At 32.0% G+C, this 20,204-nt stretch carries 15 protein-coding genes and 1 other RNA gene; 4 read left to right on the forward strand and 12 right to left on the reverse strand.

Translation table 11 applies throughout. From position 1 onward, the window contains the following. The first annotated feature begins 86 nt into the window (after window positions 1–86). Window positions 87–323: a putative signal transducing protein gene (locus tag BUA46_RS04150; RefSeq protein WP_019387496.1), complete on the forward strand. Its 237-nt coding sequence runs from the start codon at window positions 87–89 to the stop codon at window positions 321–323. Here BUA46_RS04150 and BUA46_RS04155 read toward each other — a convergent pair whose 3' ends face one another. Beyond that, window positions 324–1,949, reverse strand: a complete 1,626-nt coding sequence (locus BUA46_RS04155) for an ABC-F family ATP-binding cassette domain-containing protein (RefSeq protein WP_019387497.1) — start codon at window positions 1,947–1,949, stop codon at window positions 324–326. It lies immediately after the preceding gene. A 185-nt stretch (window positions 1,950–2,134) separates the two neighbouring features. On the opposite strand from BUA46_RS04155, the gene BUA46_RS04160 reads away from it, so the two are divergent. Further along, entirely contained in the window at window positions 2,135–3,556 is a 1,422-nt protein-coding gene (locus BUA46_RS04160; RefSeq protein WP_019387498.1) for a TlpA family protein disulfide reductase, read from the forward strand. Window position 3,557: 1 nt separating this feature from the next. Here the strand turns inward: BUA46_RS04160 and BUA46_RS04165 are convergent, their stop codons facing one another. Beyond that, window positions 3,558–4,361: an SDR family oxidoreductase gene (locus BUA46_RS04165; protein WP_019387499.1), complete on the reverse strand. Its 804-nt coding sequence runs from the start codon at window positions 4,359–4,361 to the stop codon at window positions 3,558–3,560. A gap of 76 nt (window positions 4,362–4,437) precedes the next feature. Beyond that, an RNA gene (ffs, locus tag BUA46_RS04170) (signal recognition particle sRNA small type) lies at window positions 4,438–4,536 on the reverse strand. Window positions 4,537–4,624: 88 nt separating this feature from the next. Between ffs and BUA46_RS04175 the strand changes: the two genes are divergently transcribed. Further along, the gene (locus BUA46_RS04175) at window positions 4,625–5,659 is read left to right on the forward strand and encodes a glutaminyl-peptide cyclotransferase (RefSeq protein ID WP_019387500.1); all 1,035 of its coding nucleotides are present in this window, start codon (window positions 4,625–4,627) and stop codon (window positions 5,657–5,659) included. 311 nt (window positions 5,660–5,970) lie between these two features. Here BUA46_RS04175 and BUA46_RS04180 read toward each other — a convergent pair whose 3' ends face one another. The 9 genes from BUA46_RS04180 to BUA46_RS04220 form a co-directional block, all read right to left on the reverse strand. After that, on the reverse strand, window positions 5,971–7,464 hold the full coding sequence (locus tag BUA46_RS04180; RefSeq protein WP_019387501.1) for an aminotransferase class V-fold PLP-dependent enzyme: 1,494 nt from the start codon (window positions 7,462–7,464) through the stop codon (window positions 5,971–5,973). Window positions 7,465–7,496: 32 nt separating this feature from the next. Next, window positions 7,497–9,488, reverse strand: a complete 1,992-nt coding sequence (locus tag BUA46_RS04185; RefSeq protein ID WP_019387502.1) for a protein-disulfide reductase DsbD family protein — start codon at window positions 9,486–9,488, stop codon at window positions 7,497–7,499. Window positions 9,489–9,512: 24 nt separating this feature from the next. Next, window positions 9,513–9,959 carry a protein-disulfide reductase DsbD domain-containing protein gene (locus tag BUA46_RS15170; protein WP_019387503.1) on the reverse strand — a complete coding sequence of 149 codons (447 nt, stop codon included), beginning with the start codon at window positions 9,957–9,959 and terminating at the stop codon, window positions 9,513–9,515. A gap of 226 nt (window positions 9,960–10,185) precedes the next feature. Further along, window positions 10,186–12,423, reverse strand: a complete 2,238-nt coding sequence (locus BUA46_RS04195) for a TonB-dependent receptor (protein ID WP_019387504.1) — start codon at window positions 12,421–12,423, stop codon at window positions 10,186–10,188. Window positions 12,424–12,535: 112 nt separating this feature from the next. Continuing rightward, window positions 12,536–13,003 (reverse strand): hypothetical protein, encoded by a 468-nt coding sequence (locus BUA46_RS04200; RefSeq protein WP_019387505.1) that lies wholly within the window; start codon window positions 13,001–13,003, stop codon window positions 12,536–12,538. Next, on the reverse strand, window positions 12,996–16,130 hold the full coding sequence (locus BUA46_RS04205) for a non-ribosomal peptide synthetase (RefSeq protein WP_019387506.1): 3,135 nt from the start codon (window positions 16,128–16,130) through the stop codon (window positions 12,996–12,998). Before BUA46_RS04205 ends, BUA46_RS04200 begins: the two co-directional genes overlap by 8 nt. A 21-nt stretch (window positions 16,131–16,151) precedes the next feature. Then, window positions 16,152–16,388 carry an acyl carrier protein gene (locus BUA46_RS04210; RefSeq protein WP_019387507.1) on the reverse strand — a complete coding sequence of 79 codons (237 nt, stop codon included), beginning with the start codon at window positions 16,386–16,388 and terminating at the stop codon, window positions 16,152–16,154. Window positions 16,389–16,392: 4 nt separating this feature from the next. After that, window positions 16,393–17,952: an amino acid adenylation domain-containing protein gene (locus BUA46_RS04215; RefSeq protein WP_019387508.1), complete on the reverse strand. Its 1,560-nt coding sequence runs from the start codon at window positions 17,950–17,952 to the stop codon at window positions 16,393–16,395. 22 nt (window positions 17,953–17,974) lie between these two features. Then, window positions 17,975–19,126, reverse strand: a complete 1,152-nt coding sequence (locus BUA46_RS04220; protein ID WP_019387509.1) for an acyl-CoA dehydrogenase family protein — start codon at window positions 19,124–19,126, stop codon at window positions 17,975–17,977. Between the two features lie 271 nt (window positions 19,127–19,397). Between BUA46_RS04220 and BUA46_RS04225 the strand changes: the two genes are divergently transcribed. Continuing rightward, window positions 19,398–20,186, forward strand: a complete 789-nt coding sequence (locus BUA46_RS04225; RefSeq protein WP_019387511.1) for a phytanoyl-CoA dioxygenase family protein — start codon at window positions 19,398–19,400, stop codon at window positions 20,184–20,186. Window positions 20,187–20,204: the final 18 nt, after the last annotated feature.

Here is a 20,204-nt window from a genome sequence, read left to right on the forward strand (position 1 = left end):
TTTGTGTGTCTACTCCTATGCATCACATTATGGTTTTAAACATAATAAGTCTGTTATAAGTCCAAAAAATTATAAAAACAACAAATATGTCTGAATCCAATTATATAAAAATCTACACGGGAGATATACTAGTAGTACAACAAATTGTTTCTGAATTAGAAAAGCATGATATCATTCCTGTGGTAAGAGATGAGACTGACTCTGGCCTACTTCCAATATTTGGATCCTCAAACACCTTACTCCAAAAAGTTTCTGTCCATAAAGACGAACTCGATAAGGCGCTTAAAGCAATAGAGTCTATTATATCAGAACCACAAGAGTAATTAAGCTGTTACACCATACATTTTATCGCGTAACTCTTTGATTTTTTTATCCTGCATGTAATCATCAAAAGTGGTATAACGATCGATTATACCATTAGGCGTCAATTCCACAACACGATTGGCAACCGTTTGTGCAAATTCATGATCGTGTGTTGTAAACAATATGGTGCCTTTAAAGTTTTTAAGCGAGTTATTAAACGCTGTGATACTTTCTAAGTCTAAGTGATTAGTAGGTTCGTCTAGCATCAATACATTTGCTCTCATCATCATCATTCTACTTAACATACAACGTACTTTTTCACCTCCAGAAAGTACATTCGATTTCTTTAAAGCTTCTTCACCACTAAAAATCATTTTTCCTAAAAATCCACGAATAAATACTTCTTCGCGCTCTTCTTCAGTTGTTGCCCATTGTCGTAACCAATCTACTAAAGTTAAATTGTTTTCAAAAAACGCGCTATTATCAAGAGGAAGGTAAGATTGTGTGGTAGTTACACCCCAAGCATATTTACCAGCATCAGCTTTTTCATTCCCGTTTATAATTTGATAAAACGCTGTTGTAGCTCTCGAATCTCTAGAAAACACAACAACTTTATCGCCTTTCGCTAAATTTAAATCGATTTTACTAAATAGGGTTTCTCCGTCTAAACTTGCTGCTAATCCTTCAATGTTTAAAATTTGATCACCTGCTTCTCGGTCGCGCTCAAAAATAATCGCTGGATAACGACGACTGGTTCTTCTAATATCTGCAATATTAAGTTTCTCAATCATTTTCTTTCTACTAGTAGCTTGCTTACTTTTAGCAACGTTAGCAGAAAAACGACGAATAAATTCTTCTAATTCCTTTTTCTTTTCTTCAGCCTTTTTATTCTGCTGCGCATGCTGTCTTGCCGCTAATTGCGAAGATTCATACCAAAATGTATAGTTACCTGAATAATGATTGATTTTTCCGAAGTCAATATCAGAAATATGAGTACAAACAGCATCTAAAAAGTGTCTGTCGTGCGAAACAACAATAACACAGTTTTCATAATTTGCTAAAAAGTTTTCTAACCAAGAAATGGTTTCATAATCCAAATCGTTGGTAGGCTCATCCATAATTAGCACATCTGGATTACCGAACAAGGCTTGTGCCAATAAAACACGAACTTTTTGCTTTCCATCTAAATCTGCCATCAACGTATAATGATGCTCTTCTTTAATACCTAAGTTTGATAACATTGCTGCGGCATCACTATCGGCATTCCACCCATTCATCTCTTCAAATTTCACTTGAAGTTCTCCAATCTTTTCAGCATTTTCATCGGTATAATCAGCATATAGCGCATCAATCTCAGTTTTAATTTTAAACAATGGTTTATTACCCATTAAAACCGTTTCCAGAACCGTATGCTCATCATATAAACTATGGTCCTGCTCTAAAACCGACATACGTTTGCCAGCTTCTAATGAAACATGACCCGATGTTGGATCGAGTTTTCCAGAAATTATCTTTAAAAACGTAGATTTCCCCGAACCATTAGCACCAATAACGCCGTAGCAATTACCATTGTTAAAGGTTGTATTTACTTCATCAAAAAGCACACGTTTACCAAACTGGACAGAAAGATTTGATACTGATAACATTTAGCAAATTTTAAATTTTTGCAAAAGTAGAAAATTCCGTTGGTTAGACGAAACTTAACGAGTCTATTTTTAAGTATTTAAAGCTACTAAACTGCTATTTTATAAAGAAACATTTAACAACGCCTTAACAGGACTTTATAAATACAAGGCATATTTTTGTTAGTACAAATGATTCAGAGGGAAGAATGAAGTTTTATTTTACTTTTTTAAGTGTTTTAATAACACTAATAAGTTGTAAAAACGATAGCAACGAACATAGTATTAATTATGCCTACCTAGGTGGGGAGATAATTAATCCGACTACTAATTTCATCGTACTAACAAAAGACGATGCGGTAATTGATACCGTAAAGTTAGATGGTAGAAATAGGTTTTTGTATAAAATAAAAGATTTGAACGAAGGCCTTTACACATTTAGTCATGGTGGCGAATTTCAATTAATTTTATTAGAACCAGAAGACAGTCTATTGTTTAGGTTGAATACTTTAGATTTTGACGAATCACTTGTATACAGTGGAAAGGGAAACAGAAAGAACAATTATTTTATTAATGAATTCTTGCAAAATGAAGATGAAGAAAAGTACATTTTAAAGCTCTGTCAATTAGATGGTGCTACATACCAAAAGCGAGTAGATTCGCTTAAAGTTTCAAAAATAAGTGCTTTAGAATCGTTCTCTAGCAAGTACAATCCATCAGACTTATTCTTAAAAATAGCAAAAGCTAATATTGATTACTCTTACTATTTTAGTAAAGAAGTATATCCATTTGGACATTATGGTAAAAATAAAGCTGCCATATTAAAATCCTTACCTGAAGATTTTTACGATTATAGAAATGAAATTAATTATAACGATGAATTTTTAAGCAGTCATCATAATTACAACAAATTCTTAAGATATAATTTAAGTAATTTATCGCTTACTAGTCATGATAAACATGATAATAATGCTTGCTATGATCGGAAATCTCTATGTTACAATCTAGACAGACTTAAACTAATTGATAGTTTGATTAGCAACCCTGCAATTAAGGATGAGTTGTTATACCATTTCACTATGGGCTATCTTTCCAAAAGTAAAAACGATGAAAACAATAAAATCCTTTTAAAATCTTTCTTAGAAAAAAGTGGAAATGAGGCGAGTAAAAAGAAAATGGCGCGCTATACAAATTCTATTAATCGAATTAAAGATGGGGAGCAATTACCTGAAATAAAATTAGTGAATTACAAAGAAGAGGTTTTAAAAATTAATAAGCTTATAGATTCTCCTACGGTTTTAAGTTTCTGGTCTCACACTTATTATGATCATTTTAAAGAAAGCCATTATAAACTTAAAGAGCTTAAAGTGAAATACCCAGAGGTTAAATTTATCATGGTTAATATAGATTCTTATGCTATGGAAAAATCTAGGAGACTTCTAGAAGGCAGTGGGTTTAATAATACTAACGAGTTTAAACTTGACAATCCTGAAGAAGCTACAGAAGTTCTTGCGGTTTACCCAATGACGAAAACCATTTTAATTGATAAGAACAGAAAGGTTGCCAACAGCAATACTAATATATTTTCGGTGCAATTTGAAGAGCAGCTTTTAGGCTTAATAAATAAGTAAGCTAAAGCTTATAATGATTCATCAATAACTTTTCATAAACCTTATCAGGCAAAATTCGCTTTAACACTATTGAAAATTTTTGCATAAACTCCCCAACCTTATAATGCACTTTAGGATTAGGTGTCTCAATTATTTTAAATACTGCTTTAGCCATTACATCAGGGTTACTACCATTGTCTACATGGGCATTCATTAAATTTAAAGTATCGCCATAAGGCTTTTTATAAGGTGAATCGTCTAGCAGCGGCGCATGGTATCTACCTGCTGCAATATTGGTAGCAAAATCTCCAGGAGCCACATTGGTCATTTTTATATTAAAGTCTTTTATTTCCATTCTAAACGCCTCAGTTATAATCTCCAAGGCCGCTTTGCTGGCACTATAAACGCCTCGATATGGTAATCCCATATAACCAGCAATAGAAGTTACATTAATAATTAAACCTCCGTTTTGTTTACGCATTTGTGGCAACACTGCCTTTATGACTTTTATAGGTCCGAAGAAATTTGTGTCAAAATTGGCCTTTATTTCATCATGAGGTATTTCTTCTATAGGTCCAGTAATACCTGCTCCTGCATTATTTATTACAACATCTATCCTACCTTCCTTTTTAATAATCGCATTTACCGATTCAAGGATAGTTTCTTCCTTCTTAACGTCTAATTCTAGAATCAGAAATTTGCTATTCTTATATTTTTCTGGGTTTCTACTGGTTCCATATACAATGAATCCTTTTTCAACTAAAAACTCACCAATAGATTTACCAATTCCTGACGAAGCACCTGTTATAAAAACAACTTTAGACATAATAGAAGAAATTACAAATACAAAGCACCAAATTACAAAAATGAAATGATAAGAAAATCTAAATTTAGCGCATAAAAAAAGGCAAGCTACCTACATCACACCGCTACGACCATTTACCTTTGCTTCGTTCCCGACCTGGAGGATTCAACAGGAGCTGGTTGTGTAGGACTTGCCGGCTGCAAAGATACAAACTTTTAAAATTTTCACAATGATTTTTTAGTCCGATTTTAAATAAATATCTTGCCTTAAACTATTTTTTTATAATGAAAACGATCAATTATCTCACAATCATATTTTTAGCATTAGTCGTAATTTCTTGTGGTTCTAATTCTGGACTTAAAAAAAATGACTTCAGCATTGAAACTAATGCCGAAAAAGGAAACATTTCTATTGATGAAACTTTAACACTTGCTATAAAAAATAAAAAAAAATATACCATAGATTCTGTTTCATATTTACTTAACGGTAATAAAATAAATAATAATTTCAATTTAAAAGATTTTAAATTAGGTAAGCACAAACTGGATGCTACTGTATATTATGAAGGTGAAAAGCAAACAACTACAACAGCGGTTACCATTTTAAACAATGAATTACCTCAAGTTTACACTTATAAGATTATTAATGAATATCCGCATGATATAACTTCGTATACGCAAGGTTTAGAATTTCATAACGACACGCTTTATGAAAGTACAGGACAACTCAAGGAGTCTAAACTTAGGAAAATAGATTACAAAACTGGTACCGTACTTAAAAACATCAATTTAGCTGATGAATATTTTGGTGAAGGACTTACCATTTTAAATAATAAAATATATCAACTGACATGGCAAAAAGGTACTGGCTTTGTTTACGATGTAAATACTTTTGAAAAAATAAGCAGTTTTAAATATGGTAAAAGTAAAGAAGGTTGGGGCTTGTGCAATAATAACAATACCATTTACAAAAGCGATGGTACAGAAAAAATATGGTTATTAAATCCTGAAACTTTAGTTGAAGAAGATTACATTCAGGTATACACTAATAAAGGTAAAATTATAGGCATCAATGAAATGGAATGGATCAATGGTAAAATTTACGCTAACCGTTACCAAAAAGATGGTGTTGCTATTATTAATCCAAAGAATGGTGCTGTTATTGGTGTAGTTGATTTCAAGCCCTTGAAGAAGTTAGTTACACAACATGAAGGTTTAGATGTATTAAACGGCATTGCTTACAATCCAAAAACTAACACCATATTTGTAACAGGAAAACGTTGGGACAAACTCTTTGAGGTAGAAATTATCGAGAAATAGTCTAAGGTACCATTCGAATAATAAAACTCAAAAAGCTCTTGATAAATCAAGAGCTTTTGCATGAATTGTAATAAGATGTTTCTTTTTAAAGGCTATAAACCTATTACTTTATGTTTCATCGAGAATACAATTTATAAGTGAATTCTTCTGCAGAATTATTATTCCGCAGCAAATATACATTTAATAAAGGCAATATGAAGCAGCTATTTTAACTAAAAGGACTACTAAATTAACTTTCAACCGTATTTTTATTAACAGTGCTGTTAAAAACTTATAAAAAGACTCTTATTGAAGTATAAATGAGATTTAATTTATAAATCAAACCAATTTTGAGTTATTTCTTTTTCAATGGATTTATTTGAATTATGAATGAATTCATTCTTTATAGCATGGTATTTATAATCTTCACCCCAGGTTTGAAAATTTTGTGATACTTCTTCAATAGCATCACAAATAAATTCAATTTCATTGTTGGTCATAGTTGGGTGAAGCGACATTCTAATCCAACCTGGGCGCTCCATTAAGCATCCTTCTAATATTTTTTCTTCAATGGCCTTAGATGTTAATTGATCTACATGTAATAAATAGTGTCCATAGGTCCCTGCACAAGAGCAACCACCACGAGTTTGAATTCCAAACCTGTCATTTAAAAGTTTAACAACTAAATTATAATGTGCATCTTCTATAAAAAATGAAAACACCCCAAGTCTATCTTTATGATCTGGTGCTAAAACTGTAAGATTTTCAATTTTTGAAAGACGTTCAAATACAATCGTATTTAACTCATGTTCGCGGTTTAGAATATTTTCAACGCCCATTTTTTCCTTAAGCTGAATTGAAAGTGCAATCCTTATTGCTTGTAAAAATCCCGGTGTACCTCCATCTTCTCGCGTTTCAATATCGTCAATATAATCATGGTCGCCCCAAGGGTTGGTGTAACTTACAGTTCCACCTCCTGGATTATCAGGTACCAAATTTTTGTATAATTTTTTATTGAAAACCAACACACCAGATGCACCAGGACCACCAAGGAATTTATGTGGAGAAAATGTCACCGCATCTAAATATTCGTCTTCATCTTCTGGATGCATATTGATACTTACATAAGGTGCAGAACAAGCAAAATCTACAAAACACAAGCCGTTATTTTGATGCATCATTTTGGCTACATCATGATAATTTGTTCTAATTCCTGTGACATTTGAACATGCTGTAATTGCAGCTATTTTTATTGGGCAATCCTTATGTTTTTCAATAAGTAACTCTAAGTTTTTAATACAAGGCAACCCATTTTCGTTTGAAGGGATAACCTCCACTCTTGCAATAGTTTCTAACCATGAAGTTTGGTTAGAATGGTGCTCCATATGCGACACAAAAATTATAGGTCTTTTTTCTTCTGGAACCTCAGTATGCTCTTTTAAATTTTCTGAAACTTTTAATCCTAATATGCGTTGAAACTTATTAATGGCTCCCGTCATTCCCGTACCAACTGTAATTAAAACATCGTCTTTTGAAGCATTGATATGTTTTTTGATGATGTTTCTAGCGTTATGATACGCATAGGTCATCGCGCAACCTGTAATCGATGTTTCGGTATGTGTGTTAGCCACAAAAGGGCCAATTTCGTTAAGTAGCTTCTCCTCTATTGGTTTGTATAATCTACCACTTGCAGTCCAATCGGCATATATGATTTTTTTTCGACCGTAGGGCGAATTAAAATATTCATCAATACCAATGATATTATTTCGAAATACTTCAAAATAACGCTCAAGATTGGTTGACTTTTTTGAGGTAGAATCTATCATATTTAACTCGAAATAAATTGGTTACAAATCTACTATTTCATTGCTTTAAAAGCTTGCAATCCTGCTTCTAAAAATGCAGCATATTCGTCTTCATCAGGTGTATACCCTACTGGTTCTGTTAAAACAGTGTCTCCTTCAGCGTTTAGCAACACATAATACGGTTGCGAGTTCGATTTAAAAAATTGCGTTTGAAAATTGGCCCATTTATGACCGTAGTTTTTCAACAAACGTTTTCCGCCATTAACTCTGTTTACTTCAACTTGTTCCGCTTCAGGTAAATCTTTTTTATCATCTACGTATAATGAAATTAAAACATATTCATTTCGGAGGTAATTATCTATTTTTTCCAATGGCCAAACATGCTCTTCCATTTTTCTACAATTAACGCAAGCATACCCCGTAAAATCTATCATAATGGGTTTATTCACCGATTTAGCATAAGCGATGCCTTCTTTTAAATCTTTAAAAGTTTTTAAATTGTTTGTTGTGGTGCTAGGATACAACCAACTATAACCAACAGGAGGAGCTAAACCGCTTAATAAAGTTAACGGTGTGAACGTGTTTGTTTCTTTATTTACTCTAAACCCAGAAGCTAAATAAATAGCAAAAGCAGCTACAAGTATACCACCACTAATTCTAGAAAAGGATAATTTTTTAATTGGAGAATCGTGAGGGAATTTTATTTTCCCGAAAAGATATAGTGCTAATCCAACAAAAATTAGAATCCAGATAATTAAAAATGGTTCGATTTTTAAAAGTCCCCAGTGTTTTACCAAATCTGCATTCGATAAAAACTTAAAAGCTAATGCGAGCTCTAAAAACCCTAAAATAACTTTGGTTGTGTTTAACCAACCTCCAGATTTAGGAAGTGCATTCATCATATTTGGGAACATGGCAAACAATGCAAATGGTAATCCTAAAGATACACCAAAACCTGCCATACCTGCTGTAAGTTGCCACGCGCCACCATCAGCAGTTAAAGAACCTGCTAGTAATGATCCTAAAATTGGTCCTGTACACGAAAATGAAACTATAGCTAAAGTAAGTGCCATAAAGAAGATGCCTATAATCCCGCCAGCATTTTCTCCTTTTGTGGTTGTGTTTGTCCAGCTTGAAGGTAGAGTTAACTCGTAATAGCCAAAAAATGAAAACGCAAAAAACACAAACACCACAAAGAATATAATGTTTAACCAAACATTGGTTGAAATTTCATTAAGAATATCCGGATTCACCGAATCTAAAAGATGAAAAGGTATGCTTAAAATTAGATAAACTAATAGAATAAAAAAGCCATAGAGTACTGCTTTACCGAAGCCTGAGCTTTTACTTTCGTCTCCTTTCTTGGTAAAAAAACTAACCGTAAGCGGAATCATTGGAAACACGCAAGGGGTTAACAGTGCTAACAAACCACCTAGAAAACCTAATCCGAAAATACTCCAAAGCGATTTTTTTACCTCAACTTTACCTTTTTGTAGGCTAATATCTTTTGGTGTAAAACCATATAAGGCATTATTTATAGCATCATTATCGGTTACGCTGTTTTCAATGGTGTTTTCAACTTTCTTATTGCTAACTCCGTTTAAGTGGAATTCTAATTCAACTTCAGTTGGTGGTAAACATCTACTATCATCGCAAACCATAAATTCAACGGTTCCATTTACCGTTTTCACATCGCCTAACAATTCAACACGTTGTACAAACACCGCCGATTTTTCAAAGAATTTAATACGCATTTGAAATACAGGATCGTTAACCACACGACCTGCTTCCTCTCCAGTATTGCCAACAAATTTAAATGCGCCATTGGCATCATCAAATGTAAATGTAGTAGGAATTGGACCATCTTCTGGAACATTTTGCGAATACAAATGCCACCCTGGATCTATAGTTGCTTTACTAACTAAATTGTATTGTGTATCTGATATTTTTTCAATTGAAGCCGTCCATTTTACAGGCTCTAATATTTGTGAATTACCAACTGTAAAGGCTAATAAAGCTATTAGTAGAAGTAGTTGTTTTTTCATTATATAATATTAGTGAATTTTGAGTTATTGAAGATTAAAAATAAGTAAAGCAGGATCTGGCATGATGCATTTTGTATCGTCACATACCATATAACTTACTTCCGAATTAATTAAAAATGGTGGTTTACTTTTAAGTTTTATGCGTTGTTTGAATTGTGTCTGAGTTTCAAAAAACTTAACTCTCATGTTAAAAGTAACATCTTCGGCTTCAATACCTTTTTCTTCTTTAGTGTTACCTTTCTTTAAATATTTACCGTTGCCTTCAAAAGAAAAACGTGTTGGAATAGGTCCGCCTTCAGGTAAGTTTTGTGAATATAAATGCCAGTTGTCATCAATAGCGGCAATTGCAATTAGTTCGTATTCTGATTCTGATATTTTTTTGACTTCAGTTGTCCATTTAACAGGCTCTAAAATTTGACAAAACATATTTACACTAAATAATGCAAATACAATAAGTGCTATTTTTTTCATTCTTAATTATTTAAAGTAAATATTTGGTACAAAATATTACCAAATATCATACCTAAGCAAAAGTATAAATAAAGATTCTAGGAATTAGTTAAATAGACAATAAAAGAGCCAATAGCTTTGCTAATAAAATGTTAAAATTTAAATCATAAATAAGATTTTGAATGGTGTTTAAAAGCATAAAAAAAGGCGCCACTAAGTGTACGCCTTTCTTGAATTTTACTCATTTTTAGAAATTAACGGATATCTTTCCTCTTAAAAAGAACGGTGTTCCGGGAGTAAAATGAATTTCTTCCACAGAATCAGGTTCATTAAATAATCTACTTTCGGTCGCAAATTGGGTTTCGTTCCATTCACTATCAAATAAATTTTCAACAATTAAGCCAAACGTCCAGTTTTTATGAGTGTAATTTAAATTTAAATCTGTAATAAAATACCCTTCAGCAACAATTGAATTGTCTTCATTTGCTGGCCTGTCTTTAATATATCGATAACTCAATCCGCCAGAAAAATTCTTTAAGTTTTTAATATTTAACCCTCCAGACGATGTTAAATCTGGGGCAAGAGGAATATAGTCTTCTCCACTAGGTTCTTCGCTACTTCGGGCATACGTATAGTTAATATCGGTATTAAAAAACAACCAATCGTTAAACTGATAACGTAAACCGAAATCGACGCCATAACGCTTTGTTTTTCCGCTAGGCTCAACAATACCCGCGTCACCAACGTAAACAAATTCTTGTTGTAAAAACAAGCTCCACAAAGCTGCGTTTATTACCAATCTATCTAATGGTTTAGTAATTAATCCTACGTCTGTGCCAAAAGCCACAGGCAGTGTTTCTTTTCCATTATTAGCGGTAACGACTCTGGTATCGTTTGAATGATAGCCCAATCCCGTTTTAGCAAATAACTGAAGTTTTGGTGATGAGGCATAAATAACATTTAATTTTGGACTCAGTAAAACCTTATTCTCGCTTTTATTATCATAAGTTTCGGTTAGTAAATTTTCATAATCAAAATTGAAATAATCTAAACGTAACCCAGGGTTTAATGTCCATTTTTTCTTCTTGTAAGTTAAGTTAGCAAACGAAAATCCGTTTAATTCATCTACATTTCCGTAGGCTAAACGTTCCAGTAATTCTTGTCTGTTTTTTGTTCTTGATAGTTGCACATCGTTGACATCGTCATATCTGAAACCAACCCCAAGCTCATATTTCAATTGTGCATCATGGTCTTCAAGATGAAAAGAATGCTCAAAAACTGTTTTTCCACCAATGATGGTTCTATTTTCATATTGACGAATTTGATCTGCATTTACTGGGTCTTCCAAAAAGAAGGTGAAATTCGAAAACAATTCAAAATCGTACTTTGAAAGATATGCCGATGATTTAATGGAAGAATGCTCGTCTAATATTTTGTTGTGACTTACCCAAAAATTACTTCTGCTGGTATTACCTCCTTCGGTATCATCAATAGCTCCAAATCGACTTATTTGACCACTTTCAACAGCTCGCACAGGTATTTGTCCGGAGGCATCCCATTTACTCTGAAAGTGAGAAATAGCTAGATTAAATTCTTGGTCCTTATAATTATTAAAATTATAACGCCCCATGATATTAATACGATTAAAATTTTGGGGAGACTCAAAAACACCATCCGAAAGCATTAGCTCTGAAGCTAAATATGCAGAACTATTTTCTGCATCAATTAGTTTTACCATACTTAAGGCACGTAATGTGTTAAATTGACCAGCTTCCAGTGAAAGTATATTATTATCAATGGTCTTTTTGGTATTAATATCAACATAACCAGCTGTATTGAAATTGCCTTTATCTGCGTAATAAGAACCTTTACCAAAGTCGATATTATCAATAGTTTCTGGAATAATGAAGTGCATATCTGCGTAACCTTGACCATGTGCATGAGACACCATATTTACAGGCATTCCATCTACATCTATAGAGATATCCGTTCCGTGGTCGATATCAAAACCTCGTAAAAATATTTGTTCCGCTTTTCCACCGCCGGCATGTTGCCCAATAATTAAACCGGGTATTTTACGCAGTACTTCTTGCGACGATTTTACCGGACTAGTTTTTAAGTCTAGATTTAAAAAGGTACTTAAAACATTTACTTTTGAAACTATTAAAACTTGGTCTAAGGATGCCGAAGAAATTGATAAATTAATCTGGACTTTACTATCTAAATGAGATTCGTTGATTAAAAGCTCTTGATTTTCGTAACCTAACTGATAGAAATACACGACATCGCCAATAGAGATGTCATCTAATTCAAAATACCCCGAAACATTAGTATAAGTATATGCTCCTGTATTTTTATTGTAAACCCCAACACCCTGTAACGGTTTACTATTATCGTCTGAAATTACTGTTCCGCTTAGTTCATGCGCGTTTACGACACCAAAACTACAAGCAAACAACAATAATGTTATTATTTTTTTAAACATAACAATTGTATTTTTTCAAATGAAAGTGTTGTACATCCAAATGAGTTGATAAATAAAATAGAATTTTTCCTTCTTGTTGTTATTATTTTATTCAACAAAAAGTCCAATACAATTATGTTTGCTGCGGAGGTACCAATATGCCTCTTTGAAACCCTTTTTGAATTTTTTGTTTAGTAAATGAAAACAAATGTTTGTCGGGAAGAGTTGGTGTGAGTAGTTGATTGTGATAAGAATAGTCAGTAGTTAAATGTTTATCAATTTTCAAATTTAAAATGATGGACTTTTCTTGATTTTTATCCGAATTTAAAGCCTTCAATATGTTATTCAGAACTTGTAAAAGTTTATGATCATGAACTTCTTCTGACACATTAAATGTATGACTTTCATGCACTTCATAATTTGAATTTGTTTGAATGGAATGCGTTAATACAGAATCAGGCATTTCAAGCTGATGCACAAGAATATGTAATAATTTATTCAATTCATTATGAGATGGTCCAAAAACATAGCAAATGCTCATAGCTATAACAACTACCTTTAAAACAAATGGCTTCAAGCCTTTTTGAGCATTTTTATTCATTTAATAATTCAGTTAAAACTTTTTCTATATTATCAGCATAAGATGCAATAGTCGGGTAATTAAATACATCGGTAATTGAAATATCCAATTCTAAAATTGATTTTAATCTAGAAGTAATAGAAATAGCATTTAATGAATTTCCACCAATTCTTATAAAATTATCATGAACCCCAATTACATCAATTCCTAAAACTTCTTTCCAAACATCATGTATTATTTCGTCAATTTCATTTCTTGGAGATACATACGAACTTTTGTTAAAAGCGGTTTTATTTTTTATTTGAACATTATTTTTCGGGAGTTTTTTTCTGTCTACTTTTCCACTAGATAAAAGTTCAAATGCTTCTGTATGAATATAAAATTGAGGAATCATATATAAGGGAAGTTTAAGCTCTAATACACTAGTAATATTTGATGTATCCACTTTTTCTCCTGTATAATATGCAACGAGATTCTCTGCTTCGTCCACTGTTACAATTGCTTGGGATATAACCGTATATTTCTCAATATTTTTCTCGATTTCACCAAGTTCTATTCTTAACCCTCTAAGTTTTATTTGATTATCAATTCTTCCATGATATTCTATTACACCATCATCTCTATATCTTGCAAGATCTCCCGTTTTATACATTTTTGCTTTGGGATTATCAGAAAAGATATCTTTTACAAAACGTTCATTTGTAAGAGCCTCTCTATTCAAATATCCTTTTGCTACTTGTTTCCCTGCGATATATAGTTCACCTTTTAAACCTATTGGTAATTGGTTTAATTTTTCATCTAAAATATAAAGCTGTGTGTTGGCAACAGGTTTACCTATTGGGATGCCGTTAGAGAGTTCTGATTTTTTACAATGCCAACTTGTTACATCAACCGAAGCTTCTGTTGGGCCATATAAGTTGTGAATATCTAAATTTAATCTGTCATAGGTTTTCTCAACTACTGGAATAGATAAGGCTTCGCCGCTACAAAAAATCCGTTTAAGACTTGTACAGTTTTCAACACCTTCAGTTTGAATAAAAATATTTAACATAGAAGGCACAAAGTGTATATTAGTGACTTTGTGATGCCTAATTGTATGTATTAGTCCATCTGGATTCATGTGGCCATCAGGAATTTCAACAATGAGTTTTGCACCTACTTGAAGTGGCCAAAACAATTCCCAAACTGATACATCAAAAGTGATTGGTGTTTTTTGAATAAATGTATCTTTACTAGTAATTGGATAATCGTTATTCATCCAATTAAGTCGATTGCAAATGCCTTCGTGATGGCATTTTACACCTTTTGGCTCTCCGGTGCTACCCGAAGTATATATTATATAGGCTAAATCATCTGATTGCGAATCTATTACAGGTGAATCAGCATTTAACGAAGAAACCTGCTTTTCTATAACTTGAACATTAAAACAATTTGTACTTTTTAAAACTGTTTGTACTATATTATTATGATTATAAAACAGTGTTTTTACATTAGCATCATTTATGATAAATTCTAAACGTTCATCAGGAATATTAGTATCAATCGGTAAATATGCTGCACCTGCTTTTAAAACCCCATAGATGTAAACCATCATTTCTAATGATCTTTCGAGACTTACGGCTACAATATCCTTTTTTTGAATTCCATTTTGAATCAGAAAATGAGCGACTTGATTTGATTTTTTATCCAGTTCTTGATAGGTAAGCGATGTTTCCTTGAAAACAAGTGCTTCATGATTTGGAGTTTTCTGCACTTGTTTTTGAAACTTAGACAATAGTGTTTCATTTTCAAGATAATCAACAAAAGTTTCATTCCACGATTTTATTTTTACTACTTCAGCATCAGTAATCAGATTTACAGTATTAATTTCCTGAGTATAATCTTCAATAAAAGCATCTAATAACTTTAAAAAATGTTGAGGAATTGCTTGTTGCTTTTCAGCATTAAAAACTCTTGTGTTTAAATCAAAATAAAGTTGTTTTTCTCCAGAGCTATCAAAATCGTGAACGTGAAAACGAATGTGATGTCTCGGATCTGTGTGACCTGAGTGCACCCATGATGTTTTTACAGAAGCTCCATTAAATTCAGAATTCGCCGTATTTATGTAATTAAAAAAAACATTGAAATCCCTATTTAATTCTGCTGTAGATGCCCCAACCTTTGCGTTTTTAAGAAAACTATTACTCTCAACTTGAATCTTTTGCAAAAGCGACAAAAACGTCTCATTTTCTTCAATATCAGTTTGCAAAGGAAATGCTTCTACAAAATATCCTATAGTATTTCTAAAGTTATTAGTGGACCTATTATGAGTTGGAGAACCAATAACTAAATTTTCCTGACCACTAATCCTGTAAATGAATGCGAAAAGCGTTGTTAGAAATATATTAAATATTGTTAATTCTAAATTCCAACCTTTTAAACCTCTAATATTTGCTAAATCATATAACTTTTGAGTACGTTCTATCCCAAGATTTAGGTTTACACGGTTTGAGGCTGTATCTAATAAAACATTTTTTATACCATATAAAGATGGCGGCGTAAGAAATTTTATTTGTTTTTCTTTCCAGTGATTTAGTACATCTTTGTTTTTATCTTGCTTTATAATTTCTTGATTATAAGCAACAAATTCCTGATAAGAAAGTAAATCATCAATATTATCCAATTGATTTTGCAATGTCTTCGAATACAATTCGGACATTTTAGAAAACATAATAGTTGAGCTCCAACCATCGGTAATTAAATGATGCTGATTGATATACCAGATAAAATTTTCTTCAGAACATTTTATTAAAACACTATCAAATACGCGCGTTTTTAAATCAAAAAGAATCTGAATTCTTTCTTTTAGCCATGCATTATAAACTTCTTTAGGATTTTTCAGAGTTGAAAAATCTAAAAATTCAACTTCATAATCAATTGAAGGTAAATACTTTTGAATGGGCTCGCCATCTTTTAATTCGAAAACAGAACGTAGAACATCACATTTCTCAATTAATTTTTTAAAGGCCAATTTAAAATGAGGAACAGAAATGGCATCTTCAATCTCATATATCATGACCATGTTGTACATAGGCGAATCTGGATTTAATTCCTGACCCAACCATAGTAACTTTTGGTTTTGAGCTAAAAATGTAAAATTTGTTACCATTTTAATTTTTCACATTATTAATCATACTTTGGAGTTAATGTATTTACATATACTTTCCACTGTCATAAAATTTTCAATTACCATTTCTTCAGGAGCCACTTGAATACTATAAGCTTCTTCAATAAATGAGATTAACTTCATCATACCTAATGAGTCTAAAATACCACTTCCTAAAAGATCGTCTGTTAGTTCTAAACCATCTTCAATTTCTTCATTTGCAAGTTCCTGCTCGATATGCTTTATTATGGATTCTTCCACTCTATTATGGTTTAATTATTTTTTCCATTTCTTTTCTATTAATTTTTCCTGTACTGGTTCTCGGAAATGCATCTAATATTAATATTTTACTTGGTAAAGCGTAAACAGGTAATTCGTTATTACAATGTTTTTCAAGATCTTTTGTGCTTATTTTAGAATTTTTATCCGTTAACACAGTTGCTATTAATTCTTTTTCTTCTTTTAAATCTGCAAGAACTACAGCTGCTTCGACAACACCTTTGAATTTTAAAAGTATATTTTCTATTTCATCAATTTCAATTCGGAAGCCTCTAAGCTTTATTTGTCTATCCTTTCTTCCTAAAAAAAGTAGTTCTCCCTTATTATTTAACTTTACCAAATCTCCCGTTCTGTAATAAACATGCATAAAACCTGGCGCAACCTCTAAATTGTACATAGATTTTTCAGTTAGAGCTATATTATTCCAATAACCTTGCATCATGGTTGCCGACCTTATAACTAATAAACCTACTTCACCTTCTTTTACCTCATTATCATTTTCATCAAGAATTTTAAACTCTGTGTTCCCCCAAGTTGTACCTATCGGAATTGTGTCATCTCCAATAGGAGGTTCATATAAATTATAGTTTGTACATTGATTTAATTCTGTAGGTCCATATATATTGCTATATATTGCATGAGGCCATATTTTCATTAACGCTCTTAATTGCTTTGTTGGAAAAACTTCTCCCGAAAATAATACCCATCTCAAACTTGAAAAATCTCTATTTTTAATACCTCCGTTCAACATTAATTGAACTAAAACTAATGGCACCGAAAACCAAATAGTTAATTGTTCTTTTTCCATCAATTCAGCTAAACTCACTGGAAATTTGAGATGGCCATCAGAAACTATAACAGTAGTAGCTCCAGCTAATGGTGCTGAAAAGTAACCTAGAATAGATGGATCAAAGTGCAAAGGAGCTACATTAGCAACTTTATCTGTTGGTTTAAAATCATATAAGTCTACCACTAATTCTGCAAAAGCAAGTGCGCTATTGTGGGTGTGCATAATACCTTTTGGAGTTCCTGTACTACCTGAAGTATAGAGAATATAAGATAAATCTTCTCCTAAAATATTTGCTGGAACGTAATTTTTTAATGATATTTTAAAAACATCTTCCCAGGTGATTGATTTAAATCCTTCTTCATTTGAAATTCCAACAATGCTTGTTAAATTCTTATTTTTTAAAGTAAGCTTTTTGATTTTTTTGATCTGTTGAGGAATTGTGATTACATGCTTTATACCACAATCTTCAATTAAAAATTTAGCACGCTCCAGGGGTGAAAATGGATCTATAGGCACATAAGCTGCTCCAGATTTTAAGATACCGTAAACTGCGATTGCAGTTTCTAAACATCGAGGCATTAATATACCAACCCTATCTCCTTTTTTTATTCCTAAATTATATAAGTGTTTAGCTAATTGAGAAGATTTCACATCTAAATCGTTGAATGAAATTACTTCATTCAAATATCTAAACGCGTCGTTGTGACCAAATTCTTTTGCGGAATTTTGACAAATCTGTACTAAGTTATATATCAATATATCTTTATTTATAAAAGTTTTAAAGCCCTAAAAGCTTTGAAATAATATTCCTTTGAATATCTGAGGTTCCTGCATATATTACGCCTCCAACAGAATCTCTTAAATCTCGCTCTACTTCATTTTCCGATAGGTACCCATAACCGCCATGATTCCGAATTGTGTCTAAGCTAGACAAAACATAACTTTCACTTAATTGCAATTTTAAGAGTGAAGACTCCAACATTGCTGGTCTTCCTTGGTCTTTAATCCAAGCCACATTATAAAGTAATAATCGTGATGTTTCTAAACGTAATTTCATGTCGGCAATCCTATTAGAGACTGATTGGAACTCACCAACCGATTTTCCAAATTGCTTTCTTTCTTTAACATACGCAATGGATTGTTCTAATTGATACTCCATAGCACCTAGCTGACTTGCCAATATACTGCATCGATCATATTCCAAAGAATGATTAGTAATACTCCAACCTGCGCCCTCTTTACCCAATCTATTCTTTTCTGGCACAAAACAATCCTTAAAATACAAGCTTCCAATTGGTACAGTACGCAAGCCCATTTTTTCTTTGTTAGAACTAACGGTAAAACCCATAGTGTTGGTTTCTACAATAAACGCAGATATGCCCCATTTTCCTAATTTGGAATTAGTTACAGCAAAAATTAATGCTAAATCTGCAACCGGTGCCAAAGTAATCAAGCATTTTTCACCGTTTAGTATATAACCCCCATCTACTTTTGTTGCAGATGTTTGCATACTAAAAACATCTGAACCTGCATTTGGTTCTGTAAGTGCATGACACGCTATTTTTTTTCCTGAAATTAAAGGAGGTAAAAATCTTTGCTTTTGTTCGTCTGTTCCAAATTGTTCAATAGGTAATTGAACTGTCCACATTTGAGCACTTAGCGCAAAAGGCAACCCATTATCTCTACAACCATAACCCAAGCCTTCCATTGCAAGGGTTGCACTGAGTAAATCTAGTTTAATTTTATATCCACCATATTCAGGCGAAACTGAAATACCTAATACTCCAAAATCAGCACATTTTTGCCAATCTTCTTTAGAAAAAGATAAGTCCTTATCTCGTTCATATATTGATGTATTTAAAACTTTTTTTGCGAATTCACTAAAATCTGATTTTAGTTGCTGTTGTACTTTTGTTAAGGAAAAATTCAATTTTTTTTATAACAATTAACTCAAATAATTATAACAATACAAAAACTATCGACATGGAACTTCTAATATCGTTAAACTTTTATTTTTAATAAAATTTACTAAAATACTTCATCTTTTTCTTGATTTTATACACTTCATCGACAAAATCATACAAATAAGTTTTTATATTTCTTTTATTCATAATATTCTCAATATCTTCTAAAAAAATCATTTTCTCAAAACCAATAAACCTAATAATTGTTTAAGGTATATTGATTTTTAAAAAATATATATGCTTAAAAAAGAACAGATTGAATTTTATCATTCAAATGGATATTTAGTTTTAATAGATGTTTTTTCTAAGGAAGAAATATCAAAACTTAATTCTAAAATAAAGAATTTTAAAAACCACACTTCCCAACCAAACGTAATTTGTGAGGACAATGGAGATATTCGCTCTATTTTTGCTCCTGAAATTCAAGAACCCATTTTTGGTGATTTAACAAAAGATAAAAGATTATTAATAGCTAGTGAGGAGTTATTGAAATCAGCTCTTTATTTGTACCAATACAAACTAAATTTAAAAGAAGCTTATGTTGGTAAATATTGGGAATGGCATCAAGACTTTCCTTATTGGCATTTTGGCGATGGAATTAAAACCCCAGAAATGATTTCGGTTATGGTTCTTTTTGATGAAGTAAAATCATACCAAGGTCCTTTATTAATTATACCTAAATCTCATCAAAATGGCATTGTAGATTTTCAACATAAAGCACATCTAGAAAATAAGAAAGACAACTTACTAAACTCTTTAAATTCAGATTTAAAATACACTATTAATAATGAACTTGTAAAAGAATATGCTTTAAAAAATAAGATTGTCTCATTAGAAGGAACTCAAGGTACAGTAATATTTTTTCATCCTAACATTTTTCATGCTTCCAATTCAAATGTTTCACCTTTTAAAAGAAGTACTGCTATAATTACATATAACAGTATCCACAATACACCTGAAAAAAAATCTTCAAGACCTCATTATATTTGTTATAGAAATACTACCCGTCTTAAAGTTTTCAGTTAAAACACTTTCAGCAAATAG

It is taken from the genome of Algibacter luteus (assembly GCF_900141715.1).
Taxonomy (GTDB): Bacteria; Bacteroidota; Bacteroidia; order Flavobacteriales; family Flavobacteriaceae; genus Arenitalea; species Arenitalea lutea.